Genomic DNA, 26,963 nt, shown 5'->3' on the forward strand with positions numbered 1-26,963 from the left:
GAAAAGCCACCGCACTTGCTTGTAAAGGACTGACATAATGCCAAAGGCAAAAATCACCAAGGACCACCGCCCCGTATCAACCCCAACTGGCGTGTCCCGCACCCCGGTCAAGATCAACACCGGCGGCACCCCGATCTGGTACAAGACCATCATGTTTGGCCTGATGCTGCTCGGCCTCGGCTGGATTATCTTCTACTACATCGCCGGCGACCAGCTGACATTCCTCGCCGAGCTCGGCCCGTGGAACTACGGCATCGGCTTCGCAGGCATGATCCTCGGCCTGCTCATGACCATGGGGTGGCGCTAGCCTCTGGCGTTTTTCCGGGATTTTTCGTAGATGGTAGTAACAGGATTGTAGTAATCCCGATTTTGGGCCCGATTTCGGGGATTACTACCATCCTGTTACTACCATTTGCGTTTTGACGTGCGTTTTAGCGGGCCGCGCGGCCCTTTGCGCGGGCCCGTTCCAGCTCGATTCGGGCGAGGATCTCGTCCATGCGGTGAAGCACATCCGTGAAGCCGTACCGTAGAACGGTGTATCCCTGGTTGGTTAGCTCGCGTTCGCGTTTGCGCTCCTGCAGGAGGCTGCGGCGGGGGTCGGAGGCGTGTTTGGTGTCGCCGTCGAGTTCGAGGATGACGGAGTCGTCGAAAAGGAAGTCGACGCGGTAGCGCTGCACCTGTGCCTGGAACTTCCAGCCGGTGACGCCGCGGAGGAGGAACTCGGCGCGGGCGAGGGACTCCATGGGGGAATCGGCGTTGTAGACCGCGGCGCGGGCAGCGTCGCGCGCCACGCCGCAGTTGCGGACGCGGCCCATGCGCTCAATGTGCAGCAGAATGTCGCTGCGCTCCACGTGCGCGATGGACAGCAGCCAGTCCATGGCGATGAGGCCTTCCTGAAACCCGTGGTAACGGGCGATATCGATCGCTGTGCGAATACGTGTGGAAAGGCGGATGCCGTACGCGGTAGTGACCTCGGCGGCGGTGAGGGCGGAGGTGCGGTAGCGGACGTCGGGCTCGACGAGGTGTTTCGCGGGGCCGCGGCGGCTGGGCGTCGTTACTTCTTGGATCTCTTCGGTGAGGCTGATGACCCACATGCCGTGGATGCGGGCGGCGGTCCTGCCTACGAGGCAGCCTTTGGTCATGGCGCGGGCGGTGGCATAAGCGCGGACGAGGTGCCGCTGCCAGGCATTGAGTTGCCCCCAGGTGCGCGACGGGATGCATTGCGTTCGGTTGAGGCGGCGGTACTCGGGGCTGTGCAGACGGTGACGGAGAGTGCGCGTGTCCACGATGGATGCGAATAGTTCAGTGTTTTCCAACATGAGGTTTAGACGCACAGGAAAGCCGCCAGGTTCCCCACAGGTGTTCGGTAGCGGGGTGGCACGGGGGTGGATTGTTGAACAATCCGCGCACAGAAGGTGTACACATAGGAACAGGGCCAGAAAGGCCCTGACCTGCTCATTTACTATTGTCACCTTATGAAAGGTATAGTCATGCGGTTTATTCGTTCAATGTCGGGCGTTGTAGCAGCCTTGGCATTAGCTGCCGGTACGCTGACCCCAGCCACGGCTCAGACGCTTGAGGAGTCGTACCCCGAAACCCCAGCGACCAATGATGCGCTGCCGATCATCCACACCTACAGGGGATCGGACCACTTGAAGGCGAACGTGCTCAACCCGCGCCCAGTGTGCAACTCCACTGAGGACTACCGCACCATCGTGTACAAGGTGAAGGACAACTTCCTGCCAGTCGGCACGATTTCGACGACCAACCTGACCAAGAACACCATCCCGCTGACGCAGGATCTGGCGCGGACGCAGACGATTTCGGCGTCGGTCAACGGGTCGAAGACTGAGACGATCAACATTGGTGGGTCGGGCTCGAAGGATGGGCTGCAGGGCAACATCGGCTACTCGCTGGCAAAGATGCTGGGCTGGTCGGTGTCCGGAAGCTTGAGCTGGAACGTCGGCCAGAAGATCGGGCCGTACGAGGTTCCGGCGGGCAACACGGGCGAAGCGACGTACGGCTTCCGCACCGTCACCATGACGGGCACGCAGCAGCGCTGCCGCCCGAACGGCACGTGGGCGACGCCGACGGCGTGGGTCGCGAACATGCCGATCAAGAACGAGGTTCGTGTGAAGAACTACTCCACACCTGCAGGTTCGTGGGCACCGAACCGCGGCGCGCAGGTCACTGACACGGTGGAGAACCCGAACCCGGCGTACAACGAGGATGTTCAGAAGATCACCGAGGGTGAGAATCTTGACGACGTCACCACCATCGACGACAACGACGAAGCCAATGTGACCAACGTCGAAATCGACGGCGAGACCGCCGCGGTCATCACCGATGAGGAGTCGGATGAAGCGACCTCGGAGGAGAACACTGAGGTCGAAGAGGTCGTCGAAAATGCGGAGGCACCTGCGCTCGACCTGGTGCCATACTTCACGACGAGCTCCTGGAAAGCTTCCGGCTTTGCTGGGTCCGTGGCGCTGCGTGTGAAGAACGTGGGCACCGAGCGCTACTGGGCGGAGTTCCCGGCGCTGACGTTCCGCGTTGAGGTGCGTACCGAGTCCGGCCCGAAGGGTGTGGACCGCCTGATCACCACGACTGGAGCGAACGGCTCGCACATCCGTGACCTCGGCTACAACGCCAAGAAGGGCGCGCGCATCTTCGAGGTGACGCTGTCCAACCCGGTCAATGCCGGTGACGACATGCTGCTCGGCGCGTTCAGCTTCGGCGACGGCAAGACTAAGGAAGGCCGCCTGCACAACTACATGACGGTCACCCAGACCAGCCGCCTGGCCGGTGACGTCTCCCAGTGGAACGACCAGAACGTCGACTCCCGCGACGTGACCGTGTCCGACTTCGGCCGCTGGCTGAAGGGCACCTTCTAGGGAGCACTTTGTGTAATTCGTAGTGCCGAGTTATCCACAGGCTGTGGATGGTTCTGTGGAGAGGACCGTTATCCACACCTGTGGATAACTCTGTGCACAACCTATTCGCACATCGAGCGCCTGGCGTAATGAGCTGCAATGATGCCCATTCGCCAGGCGTTTTTTGTTGTGAATCGCTGACATGTTCTAGCGGTGTTCTAGAAATTACACGGTTGTGTTTATCCACAATGTGGACAACTCTGTGGAGTTCTCCACCGGTGTACAAACTTGGGGATAACGTGTGAAAAACTAGGCAACACCAATCACAAGCGCCACAGCAGCCACAGCAGCTACGGCTGCGAGGGCGGACGCGAGCCACCTGACGCGCTTCTTCACCGATGTCACCGGCCAGCCCGCCAACAGGCCCACCACCAAACCGCCAAGGTGCCCCCACAGACTGATACCCGGGGACAGCACCGAGTACGCAAGATTCGCCCCTACCAGCGCCAACGGCGCCCGGACGTTGACCTTCTGGCGCATCGACAACGCGAGCAACACGCCCATCAGCATGTAGAGGGCGCCGGACGCGCCGGCCGTGGGCACGTCGTAGTTCCACTCCAACACGGATGCCGACGACCCCAACACACCCGCCACGTACAGCAACGAATACGGCCCAGTGCCCAGGCGACGCTCCAGCTGCGGGCCCAACAACGCCAACGTGATCATGTTCACGGCCACGTGGGAGATATCCACATGCAGAAAGCCGGCCAGGAGGGTGCGGAGAGTGGCGGAGGGGGCGTCGATAAATGGGCCGAAGAGCACCATGTTCTCGGCGAGGCTGGAGCCCCACACCACGTTGCTAATCGAGTGCGACTGGAGCGCCGTAATCACAAACACGCCCAGGCAGACAAGGGTGATGAACGCGGTTGCGGGCGCGCCGCGGAAGAGTGAGCGAACGAATTGCATAGGGCCACGGTACGGGGCGGCCTGGGGGTATCGCGAAATTGTGTGAAATATGTGCCCGTATCTGATTTTTCGCATGTGGGCACATATTTGTGGATATTTCAGGATAAACGCCTGATATAGTCCGCCATCCCAGGGACCGTGAACTGCACAACACCATGGTCAGGGGCAAAAATGAGCCCTTTCTCAATCAGATGCTTCCGATTGCTACTCAAAGAATTCACCGAAGAATCCAGCAAATCTGCGATGTCCTTCGTAGGAACCTGCTTCGCAGCGTGCGAAGCCATCGCCTGCAAATAGCGCTTCTCGCCAGGCGTTGCGCGTTCCCACCGACTTGGGAAAAAGCCGGCATCAAGAGCCGCATTGCCCTCCGCCACAGCAAGCTGCGCATCACCTTCGGTGAACGGTGAAGCAGGAGCGACGTTCCAGATCGCCTTCCCGTACTCCTGAAGGAAATAGGGGTAATTCAGAGCGGCGTCCACAAGATTCCGCAACGCTGCTGATGTAAACAGCACCCCTTGCCTGGTAGCCGGATCCTCAAGTGCGGCCGCCGCCGCGCTATCTGACAATGGACCAATCTTGCGGTACTCGAACAGACGCTCCGCGTACGACTGAGATTCCGCCAGCTTCTGAGGCAACGTAGGTAGGCCCGCCCCGAACACATAAAACGGCAAACCACGCTGGCCCGCCTGGTGCTGCGCGGTAATCACCGCCGACATCAATTCCGCATCAAGGTCCTGCATCTCGTCAATAAAAAACGCAATCGCCTTCCCGTCCTTCTGCGCGGACTCTGCGACACTCAGCACAAGTTCCTCGAGATCCATCCCGATATCACCAGAGTCAGAAATACCCGCCTGAGCAGGTACTTCCAGTGCGACGTCAATACCGCCGACATGCCATGCAAACGAAGCAATCGCGGGCAGTGCATCCTTGAAGTGCTTCCACCGCTTACGCAGCGACACCTTCCGCGCACTCAACGCCAGTTCACGGGCCAACCGCTTCCGGACCCGCTGCGCACCAGCACGATCAGCGCTTGCCTCAAGCTGCACCGTCAACCAATCTGCATTCTCGGCACGCGACGCGAGTTCATTCAGCAACACCGTTTTGCCCACCCCACGCAAACCACTCAGGATAACGCCGCGATTGTGCAACCCGCTGCGGGTCCTTGTGATGATCGCCTCGACAAGCTCGAGCTCCGCTTCGCGCCCTGTCAGCGCAGGTGGTCGCAGTCCCGCACCTGGCGAATACGGGTTCAGTGTTTGGTCCATGGGTTCACAATAATCGAAAATGTGTGAAATATCCGGCTAGATGTGCCCAGATGTCCCCGTATCTGATTTTTCGCATCTGGGCACATCTTTATGGATATTTCAGGATAGACGGGTGTGCTGGGGTTGGGGGCTGGGGCCGTGCTGCTTGCTGAAATCCGTTCCGGTCGAGGTGTTAAAGGAGTGCGACGCTGGTCGCCGGAAATCGGCCGGGCCGGATGAAAAAGCGCGACCTGCATCGCACGCTTTGAAGCGCACGCTACGAGCAGGTTTGAGGTGCGCCGGGGCTGATTACAGGCCTGGTTGATCATGAATGGCGCTGTGGAGATAGCACGCTGCTTGCTGAAATCCGTTCCGGTCGAGGTGTTCAAGGAGTGCGACGCTGGTCGCCAGAAATCGGCCGGGGTGGGTCGAAATGCGCGACCAGCATCGCACGCTTCGAAGCGCACGCTACGAGCAGATTTGAGGGCCGGAGGCGGCAGAGAGCCGGGGCAGCCGCCTACCAGGTCGGGCCGGGCAGGTGGGCGCGCCAGCCGAGGACCACGTTGACCAGGCAGCACAGGGCAAGGATGGTGCCGATGACGAACAGGGTGGTGAAGCCGACGACGGGCGCGGCGGCACTGAAGACCATCGGGATGAAGAAGCCGGTGTAGGACACCGAGTAGTAGACGGCGGTCAGGCCGGCGAGTTCGTCGGCGTTGGCGATGCGTTGGACTTCGGAAAGTCCGGCGACCAGGGCCAGGCCGTAGCCGGCGCCCATGATGGCGGCGGCTGCAACGCCGATTGGCAGCGACAGCGACCGGGACGCTTCGGCGGCGAGGATGCAGCCGACGGTGATGACGGCCATCGCGACGGCGGACGCGCGGGCGGACCTACTCGTATCGATGACACGGCCGAGCATCTGGACGCCGACGCCGCAGCCGAGGGTCACGACCGTCATGAAGCCGGAAAACGCGATGGGCATATCGTGCGCCGAGCTGGACAGCAGCTGCGGCAGCAGGGCGTACGCGGCGCCGGCGCACCCGAATACCCACGGCGCGACCGGCACGACGATGCGCACGAAGCGACGGTGCGCGGCGGATGGGATGTGCAGCATTTCGAGCATGTCGCGAACGCGCAGCTCAAGGAAGGTTTCCTTCACGGTGCCCCGGCGCGGCGGGCGGGTTTCCGGGGTGTCCAGGAGCCAGTAGGCGGTGCCGAGTGTGAGCAGGATGTGCAGCACGTACGCGGTGTGCGTGGGCCACGGGCCCCACTGCGCCAGCACGGAGGCGAGCGCAGCGCCGATCAGGAAGCCGACGGTCAGACACATCGACGCCTTGCGCGGCCCCGACGCCGGGTCCCCGCCCGCTTTAATAATCAGCTCCGAGACCCACGTGGACCCCACCGCCATCACGATGCCCAGGGCGAGCCCGCACAAGATGCGGCCCGTCGCGATCACCAGTGGCTCGTTCGGGGCGATGGACAGCAGGAAGGACCCCACGAGCGAAAGTGGTGCGGCTGGGAGCATGGTGGGGCGTCGTCCAATGTGGTCGGACAGCGGACCGCTGATCAGCAGCGCCGGGATGATGCCCAGGACGTAGGCGGCGAGCAGCCCATTGACGGTGACCTGCGAAAAGTGGGAGGTTTCGCGGTACATCACGAGCAGCGGGGTGAATTCGTTGCCGCCCCACGCGACAGCAACCATGCTGCCTGCGACGGGGAACCATGCGCGCGGATGAAATTGTTGAGTCATAATCAGTTCTTCACGTTGTCCGATTGGTAGCACGAATATATTGCTCCTCGGATGAGGTATGACCAAATCGCGCCCCGCTAGGGGTCCAACTTTTCGACGACGGCTCCGCCCTATCTTCTGAAAATCTGGAAAAACAGAACTTAGATGCCACTCGATAAGCACCTATCTTATAGAAATCGCGGTTTTTAAAAGATAGCTCCGCGCACGAGCCGTTCTATCTTCTGCCCCGCACGGTTGTTAGAATGACGCCATGATTACAGGCGCGCTGAAATCCCAGGTAGACCGCATTTGGGACGCTTTTTGGTCCGGCGGCATCTCAAACCCAATCACCGTGATCGAACAGTTCACCTACCTCCTCTTCATGCGCCAACTCGACGAGCGCCAGGCGGACGCGGAATTCCTCGCCAACACGCTGGGCGGGGAGCCGGATGACACCCAACTATTTTACGACGCCACCCACGACCACCTGCGCTTTTCCAAGTTGTTGGCCGTCGATTCGCCGGAGGCGCGCTTCGCCGCCTTCCGTGAGGGGTTTGATTACATCAAACAACTCGGCGCCGCACGTGACAGCGGGTTTGTCACCCACATGAAGGACGCGGCGTTCCTGATCCCGAACGCGGCGACGCTGACAACGGTGGCGACGATGATCGCGAAGCTGGAGTTCTCGAATAAGGACATGACGGGCGACTTGTACGAGTACATGTTGTCCAAACTGGCCACCGCCGGCACGAACGGACAGTTCAGGACACCAAGCCACATCATCGAACTGATCGTGGCGCTGACCGAACCGAAGGTCACCGACCGACTTATCGACCCAGCCTGCGGCACCGCAGGTTTCCTCGCCGCCACCAGCGAATACCTGCGTGATGATTTCAAAAACGCCACCAAACTGCAGCGCGAGCAGTACCTCGCCCACAGCCTGACCGGATTCGACTTCGACTCCACCATGGTGCGCATCGCCGCGATGAACATGGTCATGCACGGCTTTAGCGACCCGAACATCTCCTACCTTGACTCCCTCCAGGAACTGGCGCCAGAGCGGCTTGAAGCGTTCGATGTGCTGCTGGCGAACCCACCGTTTGCGGGCTCGATTAATCAGGACATTTTGGATCCGGAGTTGGCGTCGATAAAGACGAAGAAGACAGAGCTGCTGTTCATCGCGAGGTTTTTGACCTTGCTAAAGCTGGGCGGCAGGGCGGCTGTCGTTGTGCCGGAGGGTGTGCTGTTCGGCTCGACGCACGCGCACAAAACGCTGCGCAAAGAGCTTGTGGACAACCAAAAAATCGACGGCATCATCAAACTGCCGTCCGGCGCGTTCAAACCGTACACCGGGGTGTCCACCGCCATCGTGTGCTTTACCCGCACCGACTCGCCGGGCCAAAATGAGCACATCTGGTTCTACGACATCACCGCCGACGGGCGCTCCCTCGACGACAAACGCACCCCACTGCTCGCCGAGGAACTACTCGGCCCCTGGCCCAAGACTCCACTTGACGACGCCCAGCTGCGCCTCAACAACCTCCCCGACGTTGTGGCCCGCTTCCACAACCAGGCCGCCGAACGCGACCGCGCCCGCACCGAAGCGTCCTTCACCGTGCCCGTCGATGAGATCCGCGAGGCGGACTATGACCTGTCGATGAACCGGTACAAAGAAATCGTCTTCGAAACCGAAGAAACCCGCGACCCGAAAGACATCCTCGCCGACATCGACGCCCTCGACGCCCAAATCGCCGACGCCATGAGCATGCTCAAGGGGCTGATCTAGATGAGGTGGGAGATGGTGAAGTTGGGGGATGTTGCCGAGGTTGTTACCAAGAAAGTGCCGGGAGAAAACCTCGACCCTGCGACACCATACTTTGGATTGGAACACCTCAAAACCGGTGGCGGAATTCTAGGAAACAGTCGTGCCGATGCGTTTTCGCTTAAAGGCGGAAAGCCCGTATTCGAGTCCGGTGACATTCTGTTTGGACGTCTCCGGCCCAATCTCCGCAAAGCTGCTATTGCATCTGCGCCGGGCACGTGCTCAGGTGACATCACTATCCTCCGCATGATTAACGGCGACGATACCCACTACCTGTTGCATTTCTTACTTAGCGGTTTCGCATTTGCTCAAATCAAAAGGCATCTTAACGGGATCAACCTTCCCAGGATCAACAACCGCGACCTCTTGGAGATCAAGGTCCCTCTGCCTCCTCTGGAGGAGCAGCAGCGCATCGCGACAATTCTGGGCCCGGTAGAGGAGGCGATCCGCGCTGAAGAGCAGTCCATTTCAAAGCTAGAAACACTGGTCAAAAATCTGGCACCAGAAACGAACCGAACTGTCCCGATTGGAGAATACGTAGAGAGAATTGTCTCCGGGAAAAGCCTCAAAGAGCATTCAACGCCTGGAGGGCCACGTGTCCTCAAAATTAGCTCGACCACTAGCGGGTACTTCAAACCAGAAGAGTCGAAACCCTTGGACCCGAGCTACGAACCCCCTGAGCATCACCGAGTACAAGAAGGGGACCTACTCGTTTCTCGAGCCAACACCACCGAACTGGTGGGGGCGTCTGCAATCGTGGATCAACCCTATGAGAATTTGCTGTTGCCGGATAAGTTGTGGCGTTTGGTCACGAAGGACTCGGTCGACCCTTTCTTCCTATGGGCATGTCTGCAGCACCCACTTACACGGAATGCGATTAGTAAGGCATCTTCCGGTAGCGGCGGAAGCATGAAGAACATTTCGCAAACTAATTTTTTGTCCGTTGAAATTCCAGATGTCGACGCAGCTCTGCAAACAACAGTTGGAAATCAAGTCCGGACGGCTTTTCACCAGCGAGCACTTCGCAGCAGTAAATTGACACTGCTCCGAGAGCTCTACACCTCCCTTTCCTCTCGGGCTTTCTCGAGAGAGCTTTAGAGCTGACAGATAAAAGGACTCGTTAAAGACCACTTGGCAATCTACTCGAAACGGTTTCGAGTAGATTGTTTTGCGCTTTTCACGACTTGAAAGTTCGTTTCGAGTACGTTTCGAGCCATACGCAGAATTACATTTGGACTATCTTCCACCCGGTCGCATCTCGGACAATGTTGTAGGTCTCTTTTACAAACGCCTCGGGTCTATTCCGCGGGCGGACAATCCTCAAGGTTCCACTGTCCGCGGCACAGCCACTACCTGCGACTTTCCTGGCGTAAACCCGTCGAGGTGTCCGCCGCGCGGACAACCAACTACACCGGCTTTCCGCGGGGCGGACAAGTTGTCACTGGATTCCGCCGCGCGGACAGATCTTCATCGCTCACCCGGAAGCCGGGTCATGTTGTTGGTGGTTAGCGTGGTGGGACGGAGAGGGCGTCAATAAGAAAGTAACCGCTGCTTCCACTGTCCGCGGCACCATCGTCACCAGCGAATTTCTTGACGGCAACCCGTCGAGGTGTCCGCCGCGCGGACAGTCGGCAGCAGTGAACATGATGTGGATGACGGATGAAGGTATCCGTGGTGGGAGGGCCACCTATAAAAAGCTGCGGCAGATTCCGCGGGGCGGACTGACATCCACCACTCACCCGGAAACCGAGGCGCGTTGTGAAAGGTAAACGTGATGGGACGGAGCCGGCGTTGATTAGAAAACCCGCCGCTGCTTCCACTGTCCGCGGCACGCCATCTACCAGCAACTTTCCCGGCGTGAAGCCGTCAAGGTGTCCGCCGCGCGGACAGGCAACCACACCGACTTTCCGCGGGGCGGACAGGTTGCCACCGGTGAATGTGGCTTCGGGGTTACGGCAGAGTTCCGCGCCGCGGACACTCTGCAAAACCTCGGCTTCCAAGTCGAACTGTCCGCGGGGCGGACAGTGGGATCGTATTCAGGTGTCCGCGGGGCGGACAGGTAGTCGCTGGATTCCGCGGCGCGGACAAATAATCACAGATCACCTGGAAACTGGATCATGAGTGTTAAAGGTAAGCGTGGTTGATCGAAGAGGCGTCGATAAGAACCATCGCGCCTCCGCTGTCCGCGGCACCATCGCGACCAGCGAGTTTCGTTGCAGCAACCCGTCAAGGTGTCCGCCGCGCGGACGAAATAGCCGCGAACATCCTGCAGCTCATGGGATGAGGAGGCGGCAACCCGACTGATAGTTTCGCAGGAGTTATGAAATCTCCGTGCTGCAAAACTATCCTATATGGTAATTTTTGAAGTATGGATGCCGCCGAATCGTTGGAGATCATCGGGGAGATCGCTTCCCAACAGTGGGAACTGTGCACGGCAAAACAAGCACGCGCAGAAGGAGTAACGCCCTTGACTCTCTCCCGACTAGAGACAAGGGGTGGACTCATCCGAGTTCGACATGGGGTTTATGCGACCGTCGGCACCATGATAAGTCCAGCGTTAGACGTCAAAGCACAATGGCTTGCACTCCGACCCGAGATGATGGCCGCTGACCGGGTCCATGACCCTACATTGGCGTCCGAATCCGTCATCTCCCACACCACCGCAGCTGAACTCTGGGGCATCGGTGACCTCTGGCCCGATGGAATCCACTTCACCGTCAACCGTCGACGCCAAAGCAGGCAACCAGAAGTCCAGTTTCATCGAAGCAAACTCCACGACCACGAATGGACCCTGCACCCTGAACACAACCTCCCTATCACAACCGCAGCTCGTACCATCGTGGACCTCGCACTAGACGGGCATGAACCCCAGCATCTCCTCGACCTCATTGCAGATGCAAGTGCTAAGCAATTACTGCAAGAACCTGAGCTACTCAGCGCTTTTACTGGAAACGAAACAGCTTTCGGCCTGCTAAAAGGTGATCAGGAAGGGCTACGCATGCTTTGGAAAGAATGCTTTCCACCTGTTCCCGCGGCAATCATGGAAGAGCAAATCCAAAGAGCTGTCGCCAAGGCGCTGGGGCCACTTGCTGAAGAGCTAAAGGCGCTCGCCGCAAAGATGCCGCTTCAAACCGATTTTCACAGCAGCAATGTAGAAGAGGCACTCCAGAACATGCTCGCTGGCAGAGCAGCTACTGCCCATGCGCTCGAAGCAACACATAAACAATTAGCCGAAACGATCGTGCACAGTGAAGGTTTGAAGACCCTCTGGCTGTCCACCCCTCTTCCCCCATCCCACACAGCAAAACCTCAAGGAGAATCCTGTGCCACAACCTCAAAAACAAAGGGAGCGCCACGGTCAGATCGTTTCAGCACTGAAGAAGGAAGCAAGCCACGCCGGAAAGAAGCCAAACGACGTATATAACCAGTTTTTCCGTGAGGTGTTCCTTCATGAACTCATGCGCCTAAACGACGGTTGGGTGCTCAAAGGGGGCACCAACATTTACTGCCGAATACCAGGCGCCCGGCAGACAAAAGACCTCGACCTATTTCGGCAATATGCCCCTACCTCAGCCTTAAAAGCCGCTGACAGCCTCATCGCGACAATGAACAAGCACTGAGTAGGCCCTTATACATTTCAAGTGGAAAAGAGCAATGGCAAGGCGGAACGAATCGGCACGATAGACAGCAAACGCCTCAAAGTTACAGTCACTTACGGCTTAGGTAGCAGCAACCGCTTCATTGAGTTTTCCATCGACGTCAGTGGTGACCTTGAGGTCACTAGTGAAGTGGAATCAGTCACCGTAGCTTCAAGTTACGACGTCCAGACACCTTATCTTCCAGAACATTTCCAAGTCACGTCGTACCCCATCGCAAACCAGATCGCAGATAAAGTCTGCGCAATGTATGAGATACACGGCGACACACCTCCGGGCAAAGCGTCGACACGCTATCACGATCTCTACGACATTGCGCTATTAGCTATTAGCTTCAGAGCTTCCGCCAACAACACAGCTCAATGCTGCTGAACTCCGCGACGCTCTCAACTCACAGCAACAAATCCGAGGCGTTACTCTCCCAACAAATCTCAATATCCCTGATGCAACGTGGGCAGATCGGTACCCGAAAGCCGCAAAGAAATTTGGCAACGAAATACGAAAAGAATTCTTGATTCTAGATGAAGCCCTTCGGGTTGCTGCACTCCTCATTGACCCCGTTCTGAACAATGAACTCCATACGTTGACCACAACCTGGAACAGCGCAACACTTTCCTGGACACAATAGCCAGCGCCGGATATCCGCTTGAGGGTGTTCACTCTTCCTCAACCAACTGCACCAAACGCACATTGCCAAAGTGCAAAACCAAAGTGTGAAAGTGCAAAACTTTTTGCGTGCTTGAACATATGGCGATGAAAACTAGACTTCAAGTAGTTGAACTTTTGGTATGGAGATGCCTATGCGTAAGACCTTAATCAGCCTCACCGGCCCCGCCTTCGTTGCTGCAGTGGCTTACGTCGACCCCGGCAACGTAGCCGCCAACATCAGCGCCGGCTCCCACTACGGCTACCTCCTGGTGTGGGTACTCGTCGTGGCCAACCTCATGGCCATGTTCATCCAGTACCACTCCGCCAAACTGGGCCTAGTCACCCACCGCTCCCTGCCGGAAATCATGGGCGAGCGTCTCTCCCGCCGCGCGCGCCTAGGCATGTGGGCCCAGGCCGAGCTCATCGCCGCGGCCACCGACCTCGCCGAAGTCATCGGCGGCGCCATTGCCCTGCAACTCCTCTTCAACCTCCCCCTGTTCGCGGGCGCGCTCATCATCGGCACGGTCTCCATCATTCTCCTCATCTTCCAGAAGAAGAACCAGTGGTTCGAGGGGCTTGTCATCGGCCTGCTCCTGGTCATCTGCATCGGCTTCCTTGCCGGCCTCGCCATCGCCCCGCCCGACCCCGCCGACGTGGCCGGCGGCCTCATCCCCCGCCTAGAGGGCAAGGACAGCATCCTGCTGGCCGCCTCCATGTTGGGCGCCACCGTCATGCCGCACGCCATTTACCTACACTCCTCCCTGACCAAGCAGCGCTACCCCGACCTGGAAATCCCCCACGTGCTGGCCGGCACCCGCGCGGACATCGCCGTGGCGCTGTCCATCGCCGGGCTCGTCAACGTGGGCCTGCTGGTCCTGGCGGGCTCGGCCCTCTACGGCGTGGACGGCACAGAGACCATCTCCGGGGCCCACACGGCGATTGCCAGCCACCTCGGCCCGCTGGCCGGCGTTCTCTTCGCCATCGGCCTGCTGGCCAGCGGCCTCGCCTCGACGTCAGTGGGCGCCTACGCCGGCTCCGAAATCATGGACGGCCTGCTTCACATCAAGGTCCCCCTACTAGTCCGCCGCCTGGTCACGCTCATCCCGGCGCTGGTCATCATCGGCTGCGGGGTCGACCCCACTATGGCACTGGTGGTCAGCCAGGCACTTCTTTCCCTGGGCATCCCCTTCGCCATCATCCCGCTTTTCCGCTATGCCGGCTCCCGGGACGTCATGGGTGAGTTCGCCGCGAAACCCTGGTCTATGGCCGTGGGCTGGACGCTTGCCGCGCTGGTCATCGCACTCAATCTCGCCCTCGTGCTCCTGCCGCTGCTCTAGGCCGCCTACAATCAGCAGCCATGATTGAAGTAGCAGCCGTCGTCATCCGCAACCCACAAGGCCACGTGCTTACCGTGCGCAAGAAGTCCTCCACCAAGTACCAACTGCCCGGCGGCAAGCCCGAGGCGGGCGAGGCGCTTGTCGACGCCGCCCTGCGCGAAGTTGCCGAAGAAGTAGGCCTCACCCTCGACGCCGAGAGCCTCAACAAACTCGGCACCTTCGACGCTCCCGCCGCCAACGAACCGGGCGAGGTCGTCGTCGGCACCATCTTCACCTACACCCGCACCGTCACCGCCGACGAACCCCATGCCGCCGCCGAAATCGGCGACACCGCCTGGGTCAACCCAGCAGCCCCCGACCGCGAGCTTGCACACCTGCTGCGCGACCGCGTCTTCCCCACGCTGGCCTAGCGCCAACTGTCAACACTTCGGCGTCATTGACCTCGAAACCATCAAGAGCTACCCTTTTGAACATGTTCACTGAACACGTTCACTCATCGCGCTCGGCCGCCAAAGCTGGCACCGTCAGCAAGGTCCTAGCCACCGCCTACGAACTCTTCCTCACTCAGGGCTACGCCACCACCAGCATCCGGACTATCGCATCCGAAGCTGGCGTTAGCGTGGGAACCGTCATGGGAGTCGGCGACAAACAAACGCTGCTCATCCGCACCATTGGCCAACACATTTCAGAACTCCACGATGACATCCGGGGACAATCCGATAGCCTTCTCGATGTCCTGAGACCTTTCCTCCAGATGTTTACCGGCCACGAAGAGCTCTCCCGCGCCTTTGGCGCAGCACTCATCCAACAAGGCAATCAAGGCGAAGCGCTCACCGCACTCAAAACGCTCCTGACCGATGAAATCACCCTGCGACTCGGCACCAGGCTCAGCAGCGCCGATGCGGCCGAGTACGCCGACCTGCTGTACAACGTCTACCTCGGCTTACTCATCGGCTGGGCCGCCGGAATCTACGACACCGAGCACCTCACATCCCAAGCCGCCTCATCGATCGAACGCCTCAACACCGCATTCGGAGTAACCCAATGATCCTAGAATCTTCCCCAGCCTGGCCCTCCCTTCTACTAGCAGCCATTCTGCTTGGCGACGCCGCCCTCTCCCTCAAACCAGTCCCCTTCATCGAAGCCTGCCTCAGCGGCGTCAAACTCCCCAAGGACTGGTGGTGGGCGCTCATTGTCATCAAGTGCCTCGCCGCCGTAGGACTCATTGCCGGCCTCTGGTTCCCCGGCGTAGGAATCACAGCCATGATTGGAGTCATCGCCTATTTCTGCGCGGCCGCAGCAGCCCATGTCCGCGCCCACTTCCTCGGTAGCGCATTCTGGATCAACTGCTTAGGCATGCTCGCATTCTCCATCGGAGTACTGATCCTGACGCTCGCACTGAATTAAGACACCAGTCAACCTTTCACGGCTTCCTGAAGGCAGATACATCATTGCACCTCTTGAATGATGACTTGATGCTTTCTACCCTAAAGGTATGCGCACGACGATAAACCTCCCGCCGAAACTCCTTGAAGAAACGAGGGTCCAAGCCAAAGCCAACAATGTCACTTTGAGCTCATACGTCGAAGAGGCGGTCCGCGCTGCCCTCAAGAAGGAAGCCCGCATCAGTACCGAAGACACCCCCGTTAACCTGCCCTCCTTCGATTGCGGCGGACCGGCTCTAGTTGATCTCAGCAACAAAGAAGCTGTGTGGGCGGTACTCGATGATCATTCCTGATGTCAACATTCTCGTTTATGCCTTCCACTCCGCTGCACCGCAACATAAACCCGCTCAACAATGGCTAAGTAGTGCTCTAAATCGGCATGAAACAATTGGACTCCTGGATGTTGTGGCAACGGGCTTGCACTGAGGAGGGCTTCCCACTATTCAAACTGCTAAACATGCAGGTCATCAAAGTGTGAAACTTCAAAAACCATACTGTTAAAGTGTAAAACTGTTGCTTGCTCCCAGACCAGTTATGTTTCACATGAAACGGAGTGTCGGGTTGTCACAAAGTTCCGCGGACGGCGGGGCGGACACCCCGGGCGGCCTCTGCCTACAGGTCGAACTGTCCGCGGGGCGCACAAGCTGTCGCGGGGTTCCGCCGCGCGGACAACCACGCTGACGAAGGCGGCGGCACCCGCGAAGCGATCACCTCCTGCCGCGAATCACGCGTAGCGACGCCCCGCTTCATCAACACCAGCGTCCAATTCACCGTACTGTTCCCACGAGGCTCCCGCTCCAGCGCAGAACACGATGCCCGGCTGGAAGACATAGGCTCCAATACCCGACTCTCCCCGACCGAGGAAGACCTACTGGTCAACCTCCAAGCCTTGGGCAAGAACGTACCCCGGATCTACCAGGCACTCTCCGCGACAGGTAGCGGTATCACCGTGAACGTACTGGCAGCCAATACCGGACTTTCCACAGGCCAAGTGCGCTACGGACTCGCGCCACTGCTTCGCGAGGGCATCGTCACCATGGAAGGTGGCCAAGGCGACCGAGCAACGGTGTACAGGATTGTGCAATCGGTGAGTTAGTAAAACCGCATCATTTTCTTTATTAAGCCTTTCTGGGGAAATTTTTTCCCGTAATGAGCTTTTCTCACCTAAACTTACTTCCATGAGACTGCTTAGCTTTATTGCGGAGAATCACCGTAGCTTCCGTGATGAGTTTACGCTGGAAATGACGCGCAGCTCCTGGCGCACCGCAGTTCCTCGTCAAGGTGAGAGTTGGGCCGATGCCGTTCTACCGGTTGCAGCCATCTTTGGACCCAACGCGTCAGGAAAGACGGCGGTACTCGACGCAATGCGCTATGCAATGGAGGCAATCCAATGCTCTGCAAGCAGATGGCTTGAATTTCAGAAAAATCGTCGATCTCCATTCAAGCTAGATGAGGACTCTGTACGTTCCCCCAGCTTCTTTGCACTCGATTTCACGTTAACCGGTGGCATTGGCGGCCCGGAGCTTGCGGCCCGAGAAATTCGATATCACTACGAATTCTCCATTTCCGCGAACCGCATTGAACACGAGCTGCTGCTTGGTTATTTCTCCTCCCGCCCAACACGACTTCTGGAAAGAGACGCCGAACAAGGCATAACCAGCTGGCATAAGTATCTGGGACCACGTATATCTCCAGCCCCGCGAGAACTTGTGCTCTCCCGTGGCTACGTTGCAGGTCACGACAAACTGCAGTCGTTTGTGGGAAGCATTATCGCTGGCGTCGATTTCTACGACATCAGCGACAGTGCCCGGCGGCAACGCCTCGACCGAATTGCGGCGGATATCGCCGATGAACGAATTCCGTTGAACGTACTCACCACACTCGCAGCAGTAGCGGATATCGGAATCACGCGAATTGATGTAGATGAACGAGAGTTACCCCCGGAAATACGCAAGATTCTCGAGCGATCTGCGGCACGGGGCCTGAAGGCGACCGGGAAAGCTCTATCAGGCCAAAGTCTGATCGACCACGACTTCGTAAACAGAACACTGCGGTTTTATCACCATGGCAACGAATCCGCCGACGCCGGCTTTCTCATGCGCGATGAATCATCCGGAACGTTGGCATGGCTCGCCATGGCCGTTCCCATCTTAGAAGCGCTCCGCGACGGCACAATTTTTTGCGTCGACGAGCTGGATACCAGCCTCCACCCCATTCTCGCCGAAGCAATCGTCGCACTGTTCCAAGATCAAGATACAAACCCACACGGGGCCCAACTGATCTTCACGTCACATGACGTAACCCTGCTCCAGCCGCAGTCTTCTGCGAACCTGACGAAAGAGCAAGTCTGGTTCACCGAAAAAGACAGCTCTGGTGCAAGTACGCTCTATAACTTGCAGGACTTCCGCGATTTGAAACCGGCATCAAATCTTGCAAAGCAATACCTGGAAGGCCGATTCGGCGCGCTACCGTATCTATTACCAGGTTTAATGCGAAGTGCTGTTGAAGAACTATCACCTACACGACGGGGGCAAGAAAATGGGGAACGTGGCAGCGCGTAAAGGTACACCCAGAAAGCCCAAGAGCAGGGCAAAGCGGAAGCTGAAAAGTCGGCTTCTGATTGTTGTAGAAGGCGACAAAGGAAAGTCTGAGCAAGTTTACTTCCAAAGGCTCGCACAAATTCTGCGTTCCAACGACGTGGCCACGGACATCAAGGTTGTACCTAGTAAGGGAGAACCCAAGCGAGTTCTTGATACATGCGAGAACCATCTGAAGTCCGACAACTTTGACCGCGCGTTCCTAGTCGTCGATTGTGACCAACACACCACCCTGGGTGATGTTCTTCAGCTCGCACAAAAGAGCAATATCTCAGTCGCAGTAACGAACCCTCAATTTGAGCAGTGGCTGTATTGGCACCTCTACGACGGCGGGAGCGACGCGAAGAAAATGACCGATGTACTGCAAAAGGAACGCTATCTCACAGGCCGCAATGCGAAAGAACTCGGGGTAACGTTCCCAGTCGAGAGATACCCTGAGGCAACGGCACGCGCAAAACGCCACTGGACCGAAATACGCCCCAATGCAAAAGGGCCATGCCCGTCATCTTCAATCCCGTACCTTATCGAAGCGATGCAAAAGTAATGACTAACTAGAGGGCCACACAAACCTCCCCACGCACCCGTGGGGAACTTTTGTTCGTTGGTCATGTATCAGTAACGCAGCGGGCTGACCGCTGACCATGTTGCGCGAGGATCCCTCAAACCGCTTCCGTTCCACTGCACGAGTCCAGCGTCCCGGAGCGCTTGCAGAGCACGGCGGACGGGAGGGTTCGAGAGGTGAAGGGCATTGGCAACTTGGCCCGTCGATAAGGGATGTGGGCTTGCCTGCAAGGCTGCAAGCACCTCTGTTGAGTAGCGCGGCAAGTCCGCACGAAGCGACTCGTCGAGGCGTTGCACTGCCTTCAATGTCAAGACAACACTGCCACTTGTCTGCCGGTACACGGGGTCTGCAAAACCCGCCTTTCGCATACCTGCGATCATTCGTCGAATCCCTTCCCCCAACTCCTGCCCAATCCGCAACTCAGCAGTCCCACGCGCAATCAACGGGTTTCTTGCAAACCGCGCAATTGCTTCGGGTTTCGACGGGTCCACCAAGCCAGGGAACCTGCCAGGGCTAGACACCTCAACCCGATCAGGATAGATCTCGAACCTGACGTGATCCCCAGCCATACTGTAAGACCTGTGGATCACCGCATTCACCAAACCCTCTAGCCACACATCCGGCGGGATCAAATCCTCCTCTTCAAAAAGCCCACTGCCCACAAGACGGCGCACTTTTGGAAGAATCTTGCTAATCGCAGTTCTGGCCTGCTGAATCTGTTCTGGCAGGGTGCCGTCGAAGCGTTCGTCGTAAAGAATTTGCTGACCATGACCCGGCAACCGATCTATGTCATTGAACTGGACCACACGAACATGAGCGTTTGGAAAGAACTCCTGCGGATGTTTTCCGAAAAGCAACAATGCTGCTGTCCGCGGGTTGCCGACCCTATCTACCAAGTTTCGCGCCCTCAACGCATCTTGGGCCGAGGCCGAACCAATCGCCTCCGCATACCGCTCGACCTGCGCCATATCGAGGTCTCCAGGCTCAGCACGTGGTGGAACAATTGCATCAAACTGCTGCTCCCCCTTCAAATACCGCAACTCTAAAATGCCGTCGGGGCCCAGCTGCTTCGTTTCATCCCCGATGCGCAGGAAGCACTCCCCCGAATTGGAATAATGTACACGCTCACTAGGCAAGATATGGAATAGGTATACAGATGTGGCGTCATCAATGCGAAGGCTCTCGATCTCGACTCGAACCGTTGGATCGGTGTGATCAAACGCCGATTGTCGTAAGTCGTTGTCCTGCCGTGCGCTAGGCAACCCATCGAATTGTCGATCAGTGATACCGACAGCGATGACCCCGCCCTCGGCGTTGGCAAACGCGATAATCGCCTTCGCAAGATCCTTCGGTTTAATACGAAACGATTTCCGCTCAAACCACTGATCTTCGGGGCGCGTAAGTAACTCATCAACCTTTACCGCAGTATTCATGTGGATCACTCTACTCGAAACGATTTCGAGTAGAGTGATATACCCAGGTCAAAACATGTGAATCCGTTTCGAGCATGTTTCGAGTAGGTTTCGAGCCACAACGCAACGGTATAGAATAACGCGCAGGCGAACGAGCGCACCGGGAAGAAAGGCGATCAGGTGAGCATCACTCCACGTCCGTCCAACTTTGGCTTCGTTGGGCAAGCATGGCCCCAGCTCATTATTGAGTGTCGCAATGCGGAGGATGCCGCGCTGACCAACCCGCGCGCGTCGATGTTCCAATCCCGGTTCGTGTTAGAGCAGGTCATTGGGCATATCGCGGCGTTGAATGGGCTGGAGAAGCAGTCCAACATCTTCGATACGCTGACCAACCCGGACTTCTCGCGCCTGCTGCCGGAGACGATCCGTTCCAAGATGCACATCCTGCGCAAGGCCGGCAACACCGCGGTGCACAGCGAAGCGCACATCACCAGCGATGAGGCGCTGCAGGCCCTGAAACACCTGTATGACGTGATGGTGTTCGCAACTACGCACTTCTCGGGGAAGACGATTCGAGGGATTGCGCCGTTTGACGTCGAGATCTTGAAGCAGGCACCGCGGCAGGCGGCGTTGAACCAGCGGCAGATGATGGCGCTGGCGGCGAAGGAGAAGTCCGCGAGGGAGCAGGCTGACCTGTACAAACTGCAGCTGGATGAGGCGCAGCAGCGGGAGCTGGAAAAGGCTGCGGGGTATGAGGAGGAGATCGCGAAGCTGCGGGAGCAGATCCGCAAGCAGCAGGAGAAGCTGACGCCACCGGCACCGCAGTTGGCGGTGGATGAGGCGCAGACGCGCCGTGACATCATCACGCCGATGTTGGAGGATGCCGGGTTTGTGCGCGGCCGAACGCTCATCGAGGAATACCCGGTGGCGGGCATGAAGGTGGACTATGTGCTGCTGGATACGCAGGGTGTGCCAATCGCCGTTGTGGAGGCGAAGAAGGCCAGCCGCAGCATTAACGACGGCCGCCAGCAGGCCGCGATCTATGCCGATGCCATCGGCAACGCGACGGGCCGTGTACCGCTGATCTTCTACACCACCGGGTACGAGGTGCGCTTTTGGGACAGGGACGCCGACCTGCCGGGCGGTGTCGGCTACGAAACCCGCACTATTGAGTCCTACCCAACAGTGCGTGCGATGGAGGCGCTCATCGCCCGGCGCGACAAGCGCCAACCGCTCAGCGCGCACAGCTCCACCATCACCGAGATCGCCGGCAGGCCCTACCAGCTGGAGATGATCCAGTCCGTGGCGGAGGCGTTCGGCAAGGGTAAGCGCCGCGCGCTGTTGGTCATGGCGACGGGTACAGGCAAGACGCGCGTCTCCATCGCCACCGTGTCCATGCTGTTAGAGGCCGGCTGGATCCGCAACGTGCTCTTCCTCGCCGACCGCAAAGCGCTGGTCACGCAGGCGCACGCGGCGTTCAACGAGCACCTCGCAGAGGCGGTGCCCGTCAACCTGACCACCAACCCCGCCGGCGAGGGCCAGGTGTACGTGAACACGTACCAGACCATGATCGGCATGATCGGCGAAGGCCAACGCTTCAACTCCTTCGACTTCGACCTCATCATTGTCGACGAGGCTCACCGATCCATCTACCAGCGTTATCGACGCATCTTCGACTACCTGGACGCCCTCGTCGTCGGGCTGACAGCCACCCCGCGCAGCAACCTCTCCCACGACACCTACACCTTCTTCGGCTGCGAGCCCGACACCCCGACCGGCTACTACAGCCTGCACCGCGCCATCGAGGAAGGCAACCTCGTGCCCTACGAGGTGTTCTCCGGCAGCACCGCCTTCATGCGCCGCGGCATCTCCTACGGCGAACTCACCCCCGAGCAGCAGCTGGAGTGGGAAAACGCCGAATGGGGTGTCGACGAACACGGCGACCCACTTTCCGCGCCCCAGGAAGTCAACGCCGCCGAGATCAACGCGAAGCTGCTCAACCGGGACACGATCCGGAAGGTGTTGCGCCAAGTCATCGGCAAGGGGTTGAAGGTCGACGGCGCGGACCGGCTGGGCAAGACCATCATCTTCGCCCGCAACCAGGCCCACGCCGACCTCATCGCCGACGAATACCGGGCCATCTTCCCCACCACCGCCACCCGCGCCGAGGTGATCACCCACGGCGTGTACAACGCGGAAGCACTCATCGCCGAGTTCAAGCAGCCCGACTCCGGCCTGGACATCGCCATCAGCGTGGACATGCTCGACACAGGTATCGACGTCCCCGAGGTGGTCAACCTGGTGTTCTTCAAACCCGTCTACTCACCCACCAAGTTCTGGCAGATGGTCGGCCGCGGGACCCGCCTGCGCCCCAACCTGTTCGGCCCCGGCGTCGACAAGACCTGCTTCTACATCTTCGATTACTGCGACAACGTGCGCCAATTCAGCGGCACCACCAACACCACGGAAGGCTCGCACCAGATCTCGCTGTCGCAGCGCAGCTTCACCACCCGCGCACGCCTGCTGCTGACGGCCACGGATGAGGTGCGAGGGGACGTCGCAAAGCATCTTTCGGACGCCGTGCGCAGCGTGCCCCACCGCAGCATCCTCGTGCCCACCGAAGCGCGCGCCTACCTCGACATATTTAGCGACGCCACCCCCTGGCTCACCGCCGACGCCGACACCCACCAACAAGCCGTGACCGCACTCGCGCCACTACCCTTCGCCGCGACCGGCGACAAAGAACAAGCCCGGCGCTTCGACTACCTCATCTACCAGCTCGAACTCGGACTATTCGAAGAACGCGGCGACTGGGACGCGCTCGCAGAAAAAGTCGCGACCATCGCCGCGGCGCTGCTGCAGAAAACCAACATCCCCACCGTGGCCAACAACGCAGCGCTGCTCGAGGCGATCGCCGGCCCACAATGGTGGGACGGCGTGACCTACAGGGACCTCGAACTCGCCCGCAAAACAGTCCGCGGGCTCACCGTCTTCCTCGACAAAGCGCAACGCGCCGTGGTGATCACCGACATCGAAGACGAACTCGGCGAACTCGAACAAAGCACCCTCCAAGCCACCGGCGGCACCCAGCGCGAAAGCTCCGTCGTCGAAGAAGAACTCCGCCGTGCACTCGAAGGCAACACCACCAGCCTGGCGCTGCGCAAACTCCGCAACGCGCAACAACTCAGCACGCACGACCTCGACGAACTACGCCAGCTGCTGCTCAACGCCCACGTCGACGGCGCTGCCGAACTCGCCGACACCCACCAGGCCAAACTCGGCCTCTTCCTGCGCGAAGTCGTCGGGATGGACGCTGCCGCCGTCGAAGCGCACTTCGAGGAACTGCTGCACTCCACCGACCTCAACTCCGTGCAACGCACATTCCTCAACACCGTCGTCAGCGAGGTGATCCGCAACGGCGTCGTCGAAGCCCACGAGCTCACCCAACCGCCCTTCGACGAAAACGGCTCCATCATGGACATCTTCCACGAAAACGTCGGCGTAGTCCTGCAACTTCGCGACAGCCTCGAGCAGCTCAACAACACCGCCATGCCGAGCGCGGGGTAGCTTCGATAAAATCAGGCGCATGAGCACATGGTCACAAGTTTTGAGCGTTGGCGCGACGGCACTGCTGATCGGCGGCGGAGTCGGCGCGGGCACCTACGCCACCATCGACGAACCCGACCCCGCGCACTACGCCATCGCCACCACCGCCGAGGCGCCACGCCTGCAACTGACCAACCCCGACGGCCTGCTCACCCCAGCTGACCAGGCGCAACTCGAGCAGAACCTCCAGCGCATCGACCACCCAGAAGTCGTGCGCACCATCCACATCCTCGCGTTCAACAACGCCGAAAACACGCGCGAGAACATCAACGACACCATCGAGGAATACTTCCGCGCCCACTACCCCGACGAAATCCTGGACAAACACGGCTTCCGCGACGGCACCCTCGTCCTCGCCGTGGACATGGCGCACCGCCACCACGCAATCTACGCCGCCGACGACGTCGCCGACGTCCTCGACCTCCACAGCGAATCATCGCGCGTCTCCTCAGTTATCGACGCCATGGTCCCCGGCCTACAAAGCAACAACGTCCCCGCCGCCCTCTTCGCCGGCGCGAGCCTGGCCATGGACACCGCCGGCCTGCAGCAGGAGCGTTACGAGTCCGCAGTCGACGACCGGACCTGGGGCGGCATCGGCGCAGGAATGGTGGCTGGGGCGTTGGCCGGGGTTGTTGGAGGCACAGGCGTCGCGCTGCGCAACCGGCACCGCCGATTGGTTGAGCAGGCACGGGAGGACTACTCGCTCGTGACCAAGGAATACGCCGACCTCGCCGGGCGCCTCGACGGCATCGACGTCCGCGCCAACTCCCTGACCAGCGCGTTTGCTGATGCGGAGCTGCGTCGTCAATGGGGCGACGTTCGCGACCGCTTCCTCAAACTCCACGACACCGTCTCCGGCGCCGGCGGCATCAGCAGCATCCCCATCTCCGACGACGCCGCTGCCTACCGCGCCCGCAAACAACTCGCCGACGCCGCCGAAACCCTCACCCACACCAGCCACGCCGAAGACAACATCAACCGCCTCTTCAACATCGAACAAGGCGACACCACGACCCGCCGCACCGACCTCGCCCGCCTCAGCAGGGACATCACCAAAGCACGCACCTCAATTAACGACGCCACCCTCCGCCAAGAACTCGTCTCCTTGGAGGAGCGCGTCCGGCAGCTGGATGCGGACCCCGCCAGCCCCACCTTCCTCGACGACTACCTCCACCTCCTCTCCGACTACCGCATCATCCTCGACGCCGTCAAAGACAAAGAGTTCAGCGACGTCAAAGACCGCCACAAACTCACCACCCCAGCCATCTACGACAAGGACTACTGGTACCCCACCTACATCCCATTCGTTGCGATGCAGTCCTGGCACAACACCAACGTCGCCGCCGCGAACTCGGCTGCTTCTTCCTCCTCTTCGGGCGTGAACACGACGTTCAGCTCCGGGTTCACGGCCGCTGGCGGGTCGGGGAGTTTCTAGTTCCACTGGCTTGGGAACTATTTTGGGCCAGGGCATTTGCCACCTGGGGAAACGCTATTGTTGCGTCCGGTTTCGGGATTGAGACGTGAAATAGTTCCCCATCACAGGAGGTCGCGCACCAAATTCCCTCATACGCGCTCGCCGACCTGGTCTTTTGCAGATCGGTCTGCTGAAAAGCGGGAATGTGGTGCAGGCCCCGGCCATAAAAACATCAGAATGCAGATTGATGCTAAATTGGCGTTGCAGACCTCCACCGCACATGCGGAATTTGGGGGTCTAGCTGTTTTCCAGGGCTATTGGCCGTATTTTCGGGGAGTTCCACCCCAGTCTCACCTCTCAACCAGTCCGGGACAGATCTTGAAATCTTGTAAATGTGAGGCCTGTGGAATCCGCCTGAGCAGGAGGAATCTGAGTGATAGCCTTATTCTCGTGCGAAAAATGAACATTAATTTCAGGGCCGAATGGAATAACGCGCAAGTCATCGTCGCTCTGCTCGTTGCTTTCGTATCGTTCCTGGCCATGGTGCACTGGGGGTTGGTGATTTTCTGGGAAAAGCCCTGGCAGGAATCGCTTGCGACGATATTTTCATATCGAGGAGCGATACCTGCTGCCGCAGCCGCCGTACTTACGCTAGGCATCGCCACCAAGTCACTGTCGCAGAAATCAAATGCTGATGACCGCTCTGCGTACTACGAACGTGTTCAGTGGGCAATCGATATGACACTTGCAGAAAATCCCGCTCAGCAAAATGCAGGTTGGCATTTTTTGACCCCAATGCTGGAGTCAGGGTTGAAGTCTTCAGAAGATATCGGGTTTACTCGGGCTATTCTTGAATACGACAATAAATTTAACCCGAAGAATTCAACCTCTTCGCCCGGTACTACTTCGAAGAACTGGGTTTCAGACCTAGAGATTTTGTTACTATTATCCGTACTAGGTCATAACAGGGATAGGAAGGAGTCTGCTGATGACTAATCAGGCAATGGCAGAGCGGAAGTATCCACTGACCGAATCCCATAAACGAATGATCGAGCAGTTGCCAATGACACAGGCGAAAGCTAGTCGTGATTTGCAAGAGTATGCCAAGAAACTCGAAGCACGTCAGAACCGGCCCTTATGGCAGCGGATTCTAGGCATTTATCCGATATAGATGGTGTTGCCCGGAGGGCTCCACACATAGGTTAAAAGACCGAGTGTGATCCATGCGACCATCAAACACAGCCACAAAATGTTTTCTAGGCGCGAGATTCCGGTGCCAGTTGCATCATCGAAGTTTTCGCACCTATCGTTCCGTCACCCCCTCCGCCAGCCTGGCGAAACGTCGTGTGGTGGTTGGACCAATTCTTCACCAGGTTTAACTCAAACACTAACGGAGCTGTTGGGTTAGGAACGCCTCAAGCAGGGTTACGCGGGAAGAAAATTCTTCGCGAAGGGCAGGGCGAGACTGGCGATCGAAATGAGCAGTGCCAGAACAGAAACCGCGACGGCCGCAGTAGTACTTGACCCGTTTGGGTTCGTCGCCACCTGACGGTTACCCGACTCTGTTTTGCATCACAATTGTTTGCTCTGTCCGAACATTTTCGTCCCAGCGAGCCGGCAGACTAACTGTCGCCGACCTGGGCTTTTACAAC

General features: G+C 58.8%; 23 protein-coding genes. 18 read left to right on the top strand and 5 right to left on the bottom strand.

Features of this window, described 5'->3' with window-relative positions; genetic code table 11:
- Positions 1–37 precede the first annotated feature (37 nt).
- Positions 38–307, top strand: a complete 270-nt coding sequence (crgA, locus tag JMN37_RS05030; protein ID WP_070363346.1) for a cell division protein CrgA — start codon at positions 38–40, stop codon at positions 305–307.
- A gap of 124 nt (positions 308–431) precedes the next feature.
- Here crgA and JMN37_RS05035 read toward each other — a convergent pair whose 3' ends face one another.
- Entirely contained in the window at positions 432–1,319 is an 888-nt protein-coding gene (locus tag JMN37_RS05035; protein WP_252931221.1) for an endonuclease domain-containing protein, read from the bottom strand.
- Between the two features lie 171 nt (positions 1,320–1,490).
- On the opposite strand from JMN37_RS05035, the gene JMN37_RS05040 reads away from it, so the two are divergent.
- Positions 1,491–2,894, top strand: coding sequence for a hypothetical protein (locus JMN37_RS05040; protein ID WP_252931222.1), 1,404 nt, complete (start codon positions 1,491–1,493; stop codon positions 2,892–2,894).
- Positions 2,895–3,182: 288 nt separating this feature from the next.
- Here the strand turns inward: JMN37_RS05040 and JMN37_RS05045 are convergent, their stop codons facing one another.
- From JMN37_RS05045 to JMN37_RS05055, 3 genes are all read right to left on the bottom strand, one after another.
- Complete coding sequence (locus JMN37_RS05045) at positions 3,183–3,839, bottom strand: rhomboid family intramembrane serine protease (RefSeq protein WP_252931223.1); 657 nt, start codon at positions 3,837–3,839, stop codon at positions 3,183–3,185.
- Positions 3,840–3,937: 98 nt separating this feature from the next.
- Complete coding sequence (locus JMN37_RS05050; RefSeq protein WP_252931226.1) at positions 3,938–5,104, bottom strand: ATP-binding protein; 1,167 nt, start codon at positions 5,102–5,104, stop codon at positions 3,938–3,940.
- A gap of 496 nt (positions 5,105–5,600) precedes the next feature.
- The gene (locus JMN37_RS05055) at positions 5,601–6,833 is read right to left on the bottom strand and encodes an MFS transporter (protein ID WP_071573210.1); all 1,233 of its coding nucleotides are present in this window, start codon (positions 6,831–6,833) and stop codon (positions 5,601–5,603) included.
- A gap of 250 nt (positions 6,834–7,083) precedes the next feature.
- Here JMN37_RS05055 and JMN37_RS05060 point away from each other — a divergent pair, with 250 nt between their 5' ends.
- The 12 genes from JMN37_RS05060 (at position 7,084) to JMN37_RS05115 (ending at position 18,861) form a co-directional block, all read left to right on the top strand.
- Complete coding sequence (locus JMN37_RS05060; protein WP_071573209.1) at positions 7,084–8,598, top strand: class I SAM-dependent DNA methyltransferase; 1,515 nt, start codon at positions 7,084–7,086, stop codon at positions 8,596–8,598.
- Between the two features lie 12 nt (positions 8,599–8,610).
- Complete coding sequence (locus JMN37_RS05065) at positions 8,611–9,732, top strand: restriction endonuclease subunit S (protein ID WP_177224272.1); 1,122 nt, start codon at positions 8,611–8,613, stop codon at positions 9,730–9,732.
- Positions 9,733–11,002: 1,270 nt separating this feature from the next.
- Positions 11,003–12,058: a type IV toxin-antitoxin system AbiEi family antitoxin domain-containing protein gene (locus tag JMN37_RS05070; RefSeq protein WP_252931227.1), complete on the top strand. Its 1,056-nt coding sequence runs from the start codon at positions 11,003–11,005 to the stop codon at positions 12,056–12,058.
- Positions 12,059–12,275: 217 nt separating this feature from the next.
- Entirely contained in the window at positions 12,276–12,662 is a 387-nt protein-coding gene (locus tag JMN37_RS05075) for a nucleotidyl transferase AbiEii/AbiGii toxin family protein (RefSeq protein WP_252931229.1), read from the top strand.
- 428 nt (positions 12,663–13,090) lie between these two features.
- Positions 13,091–14,275 carry an Nramp family divalent metal transporter gene (locus JMN37_RS05080; RefSeq protein WP_070363637.1) on the top strand — a complete coding sequence of 395 codons (1,185 nt, stop codon included), beginning with the start codon at positions 13,091–13,093 and terminating at the stop codon, positions 14,273–14,275.
- A gap of 20 nt (positions 14,276–14,295) precedes the next feature.
- Positions 14,296–14,685 (top strand): NUDIX hydrolase, encoded by a 390-nt coding sequence (locus JMN37_RS05085; RefSeq protein WP_005292595.1) that lies wholly within the window; start codon positions 14,296–14,298, stop codon positions 14,683–14,685.
- A 62-nt stretch (positions 14,686–14,747) separates the two neighbouring features.
- Positions 14,748–15,323, top strand: a complete 576-nt coding sequence (locus JMN37_RS05090; protein WP_005292598.1) for a TetR/AcrR family transcriptional regulator — start codon at positions 14,748–14,750, stop codon at positions 15,321–15,323.
- The gene (locus JMN37_RS05095) at positions 15,320–15,682 is read left to right on the top strand and encodes a DoxX family protein (RefSeq protein ID WP_005292602.1); all 363 of its coding nucleotides are present in this window, start codon (positions 15,320–15,322) and stop codon (positions 15,680–15,682) included. The genes JMN37_RS05090 and JMN37_RS05095 overlap by 4 nt, the downstream gene beginning before the upstream one ends.
- 88 nt (positions 15,683–15,770) lie before the next feature.
- Positions 15,771–16,013, top strand: a complete 243-nt coding sequence (locus tag JMN37_RS05100; protein WP_252931230.1) for a YlcI/YnfO family protein — start codon at positions 15,771–15,773, stop codon at positions 16,011–16,013.
- 260 nt (positions 16,014–16,273) lie between these two features.
- Complete coding sequence (locus JMN37_RS05105) at positions 16,274–16,816, top strand: winged helix-turn-helix domain-containing protein (RefSeq protein ID WP_070363354.1); 543 nt, start codon at positions 16,274–16,276, stop codon at positions 16,814–16,816.
- A gap of 82 nt (positions 16,817–16,898) precedes the next feature.
- Entirely contained in the window at positions 16,899–18,281 is a 1,383-nt protein-coding gene (locus tag JMN37_RS05110) for an AAA family ATPase (RefSeq protein WP_252931231.1), read from the top strand.
- Positions 18,268–18,861: an RloB family protein gene (locus JMN37_RS05115; RefSeq protein WP_252931233.1), complete on the top strand. Its 594-nt coding sequence runs from the start codon at positions 18,268–18,270 to the stop codon at positions 18,859–18,861. The genes JMN37_RS05110 and JMN37_RS05115 overlap by 14 nt, the downstream gene beginning before the upstream one ends.
- A gap of 68 nt (positions 18,862–18,929) precedes the next feature.
- On the opposite strand, the gene JMN37_RS05120 is transcribed toward JMN37_RS05115, so the two are convergent.
- On the bottom strand, positions 18,930–20,312 hold the full coding sequence (locus JMN37_RS05120; RefSeq protein WP_252931234.1) for an RNA-binding domain-containing protein: 1,383 nt from the start codon (positions 20,310–20,312) through the stop codon (positions 18,930–18,932).
- Between the two features lie 159 nt (positions 20,313–20,471).
- Between JMN37_RS05120 and JMN37_RS11420 the strand changes: the two genes are divergently transcribed.
- The 4 genes from JMN37_RS11420 (at position 20,472) to JMN37_RS05140 (ending at position 26,482) form a co-directional block, all read left to right on the top strand.
- Positions 20,472–23,858, top strand: a complete 3,387-nt coding sequence (locus JMN37_RS11420) for a DEAD/DEAH box helicase family protein (RefSeq protein ID WP_252931235.1) — start codon at positions 20,472–20,474, stop codon at positions 23,856–23,858.
- Between the two features lie 19 nt (positions 23,859–23,877).
- The gene (locus JMN37_RS05130) at positions 23,878–25,332 is read left to right on the top strand and encodes a DUF5129 domain-containing protein (protein WP_252931236.1); all 1,455 of its coding nucleotides are present in this window, start codon (positions 23,878–23,880) and stop codon (positions 25,330–25,332) included.
- 216 nt (positions 25,333–25,548) lie between these two features.
- On the top strand, positions 25,549–26,307 hold the full coding sequence (locus tag JMN37_RS05135; RefSeq protein ID WP_252931237.1) for a hypothetical protein: 759 nt from the start codon (positions 25,549–25,551) through the stop codon (positions 26,305–26,307).
- A complete protein-coding gene (locus JMN37_RS05140; protein WP_070363358.1) occupies positions 26,300–26,482 on the top strand; it encodes a hypothetical protein in 183 nt (60 codons plus the stop codon). Before JMN37_RS05135 ends, JMN37_RS05140 begins: the two co-directional genes overlap by 8 nt.
- Positions 26,483–26,963: the final 481 nt, after the last annotated feature.

It is taken from the genome of Corynebacterium lipophilum (assembly GCF_024102595.1).
Taxonomy (GTDB): Bacteria; Actinomycetota; Actinomycetes; order Mycobacteriales; family Mycobacteriaceae; genus Corynebacterium; species Corynebacterium pseudogenitalium.

Excerpts from the sequence above, each read along its gene's own strand:
- crgA (WP_070363346.1), top strand. The coding sequence starts at position 38 with ATGCCAAAGGCAAAAATCACCAAGGACCACCGCCCCGTATCAACCCCA.
- JMN37_RS05050 (WP_252931226.1), bottom strand. The coding sequence starts at position 5,104 with ATGGACCAAACACTGAACCCGTATTCGCCAGGTGCGGGACTGCGACCA.
- JMN37_RS05100 (WP_252931230.1), top strand. The coding sequence starts at position 15,771 with ATGCGCACGACGATAAACCTCCCGCCGAAACTCCTTGAAGAAACGAGG.
- JMN37_RS05085 (WP_005292595.1), top strand. The coding sequence starts at position 14,296 with ATGATTGAAGTAGCAGCCGTCGTCATCCGCAACCCACAAGGCCACGTG.
- JMN37_RS05120 (WP_252931234.1), bottom strand. The coding sequence starts at position 20,312 with ATGAATACTGCGGTAAAGGTTGATGAGTTACTTACGCGCCCCGAAGAT.
- JMN37_RS05065 (WP_177224272.1), top strand. The coding sequence starts at position 8,611 with ATGGTGAAGTTGGGGGATGTTGCCGAGGTTGTTACCAAGAAAGTGCCG.
- JMN37_RS05080 (WP_070363637.1), top strand. The coding sequence starts at position 13,091 with ATGCGTAAGACCTTAATCAGCCTCACCGGCCCCGCCTTCGTTGCTGCA.
- JMN37_RS05035 (WP_252931221.1), bottom strand. The coding sequence starts at position 1,319 with ATGTTGGAAAACACTGAACTATTCGCATCCATCGTGGACACGCGCACT.
- JMN37_RS05140 (WP_070363358.1), top strand. The coding sequence starts at position 26,300 with ATGACTAATCAGGCAATGGCAGAGCGGAAGTATCCACTGACCGAATCC.
- JMN37_RS05040 (WP_252931222.1), top strand. The coding sequence starts at position 1,491 with ATGCGGTTTATTCGTTCAATGTCGGGCGTTGTAGCAGCCTTGGCATTA.
- JMN37_RS05045 (WP_252931223.1), bottom strand. The coding sequence starts at position 3,839 with ATGCAATTCGTTCGCTCACTCTTCCGCGGCGCGCCCGCAACCGCGTTC.
- JMN37_RS05095 (WP_005292602.1), top strand. The coding sequence starts at position 15,320 with ATGATCCTAGAATCTTCCCCAGCCTGGCCCTCCCTTCTACTAGCAGCC.
- JMN37_RS05055 (WP_071573210.1), bottom strand. The coding sequence starts at position 6,833 with ATGACTCAACAATTTCATCCGCGCGCATGGTTCCCCGTCGCAGGCAGC.
- JMN37_RS05135 (WP_252931237.1), top strand. The coding sequence starts at position 25,549 with ATGCAGATTGATGCTAAATTGGCGTTGCAGACCTCCACCGCACATGCG.
- JMN37_RS05090 (WP_005292598.1), top strand. The coding sequence starts at position 14,748 with ATGTTCACTGAACACGTTCACTCATCGCGCTCGGCCGCCAAAGCTGGC.
- JMN37_RS05130 (WP_252931236.1), top strand. The coding sequence starts at position 23,878 with ATGAGCACATGGTCACAAGTTTTGAGCGTTGGCGCGACGGCACTGCTG.
- JMN37_RS05060 (WP_071573209.1), top strand. The coding sequence starts at position 7,084 with ATGATTACAGGCGCGCTGAAATCCCAGGTAGACCGCATTTGGGACGCT.
- JMN37_RS05070 (WP_252931227.1), top strand. The coding sequence starts at position 11,003 with ATGGATGCCGCCGAATCGTTGGAGATCATCGGGGAGATCGCTTCCCAA.
- JMN37_RS05110 (WP_252931231.1), top strand. The coding sequence starts at position 16,899 with ATGAGACTGCTTAGCTTTATTGCGGAGAATCACCGTAGCTTCCGTGAT.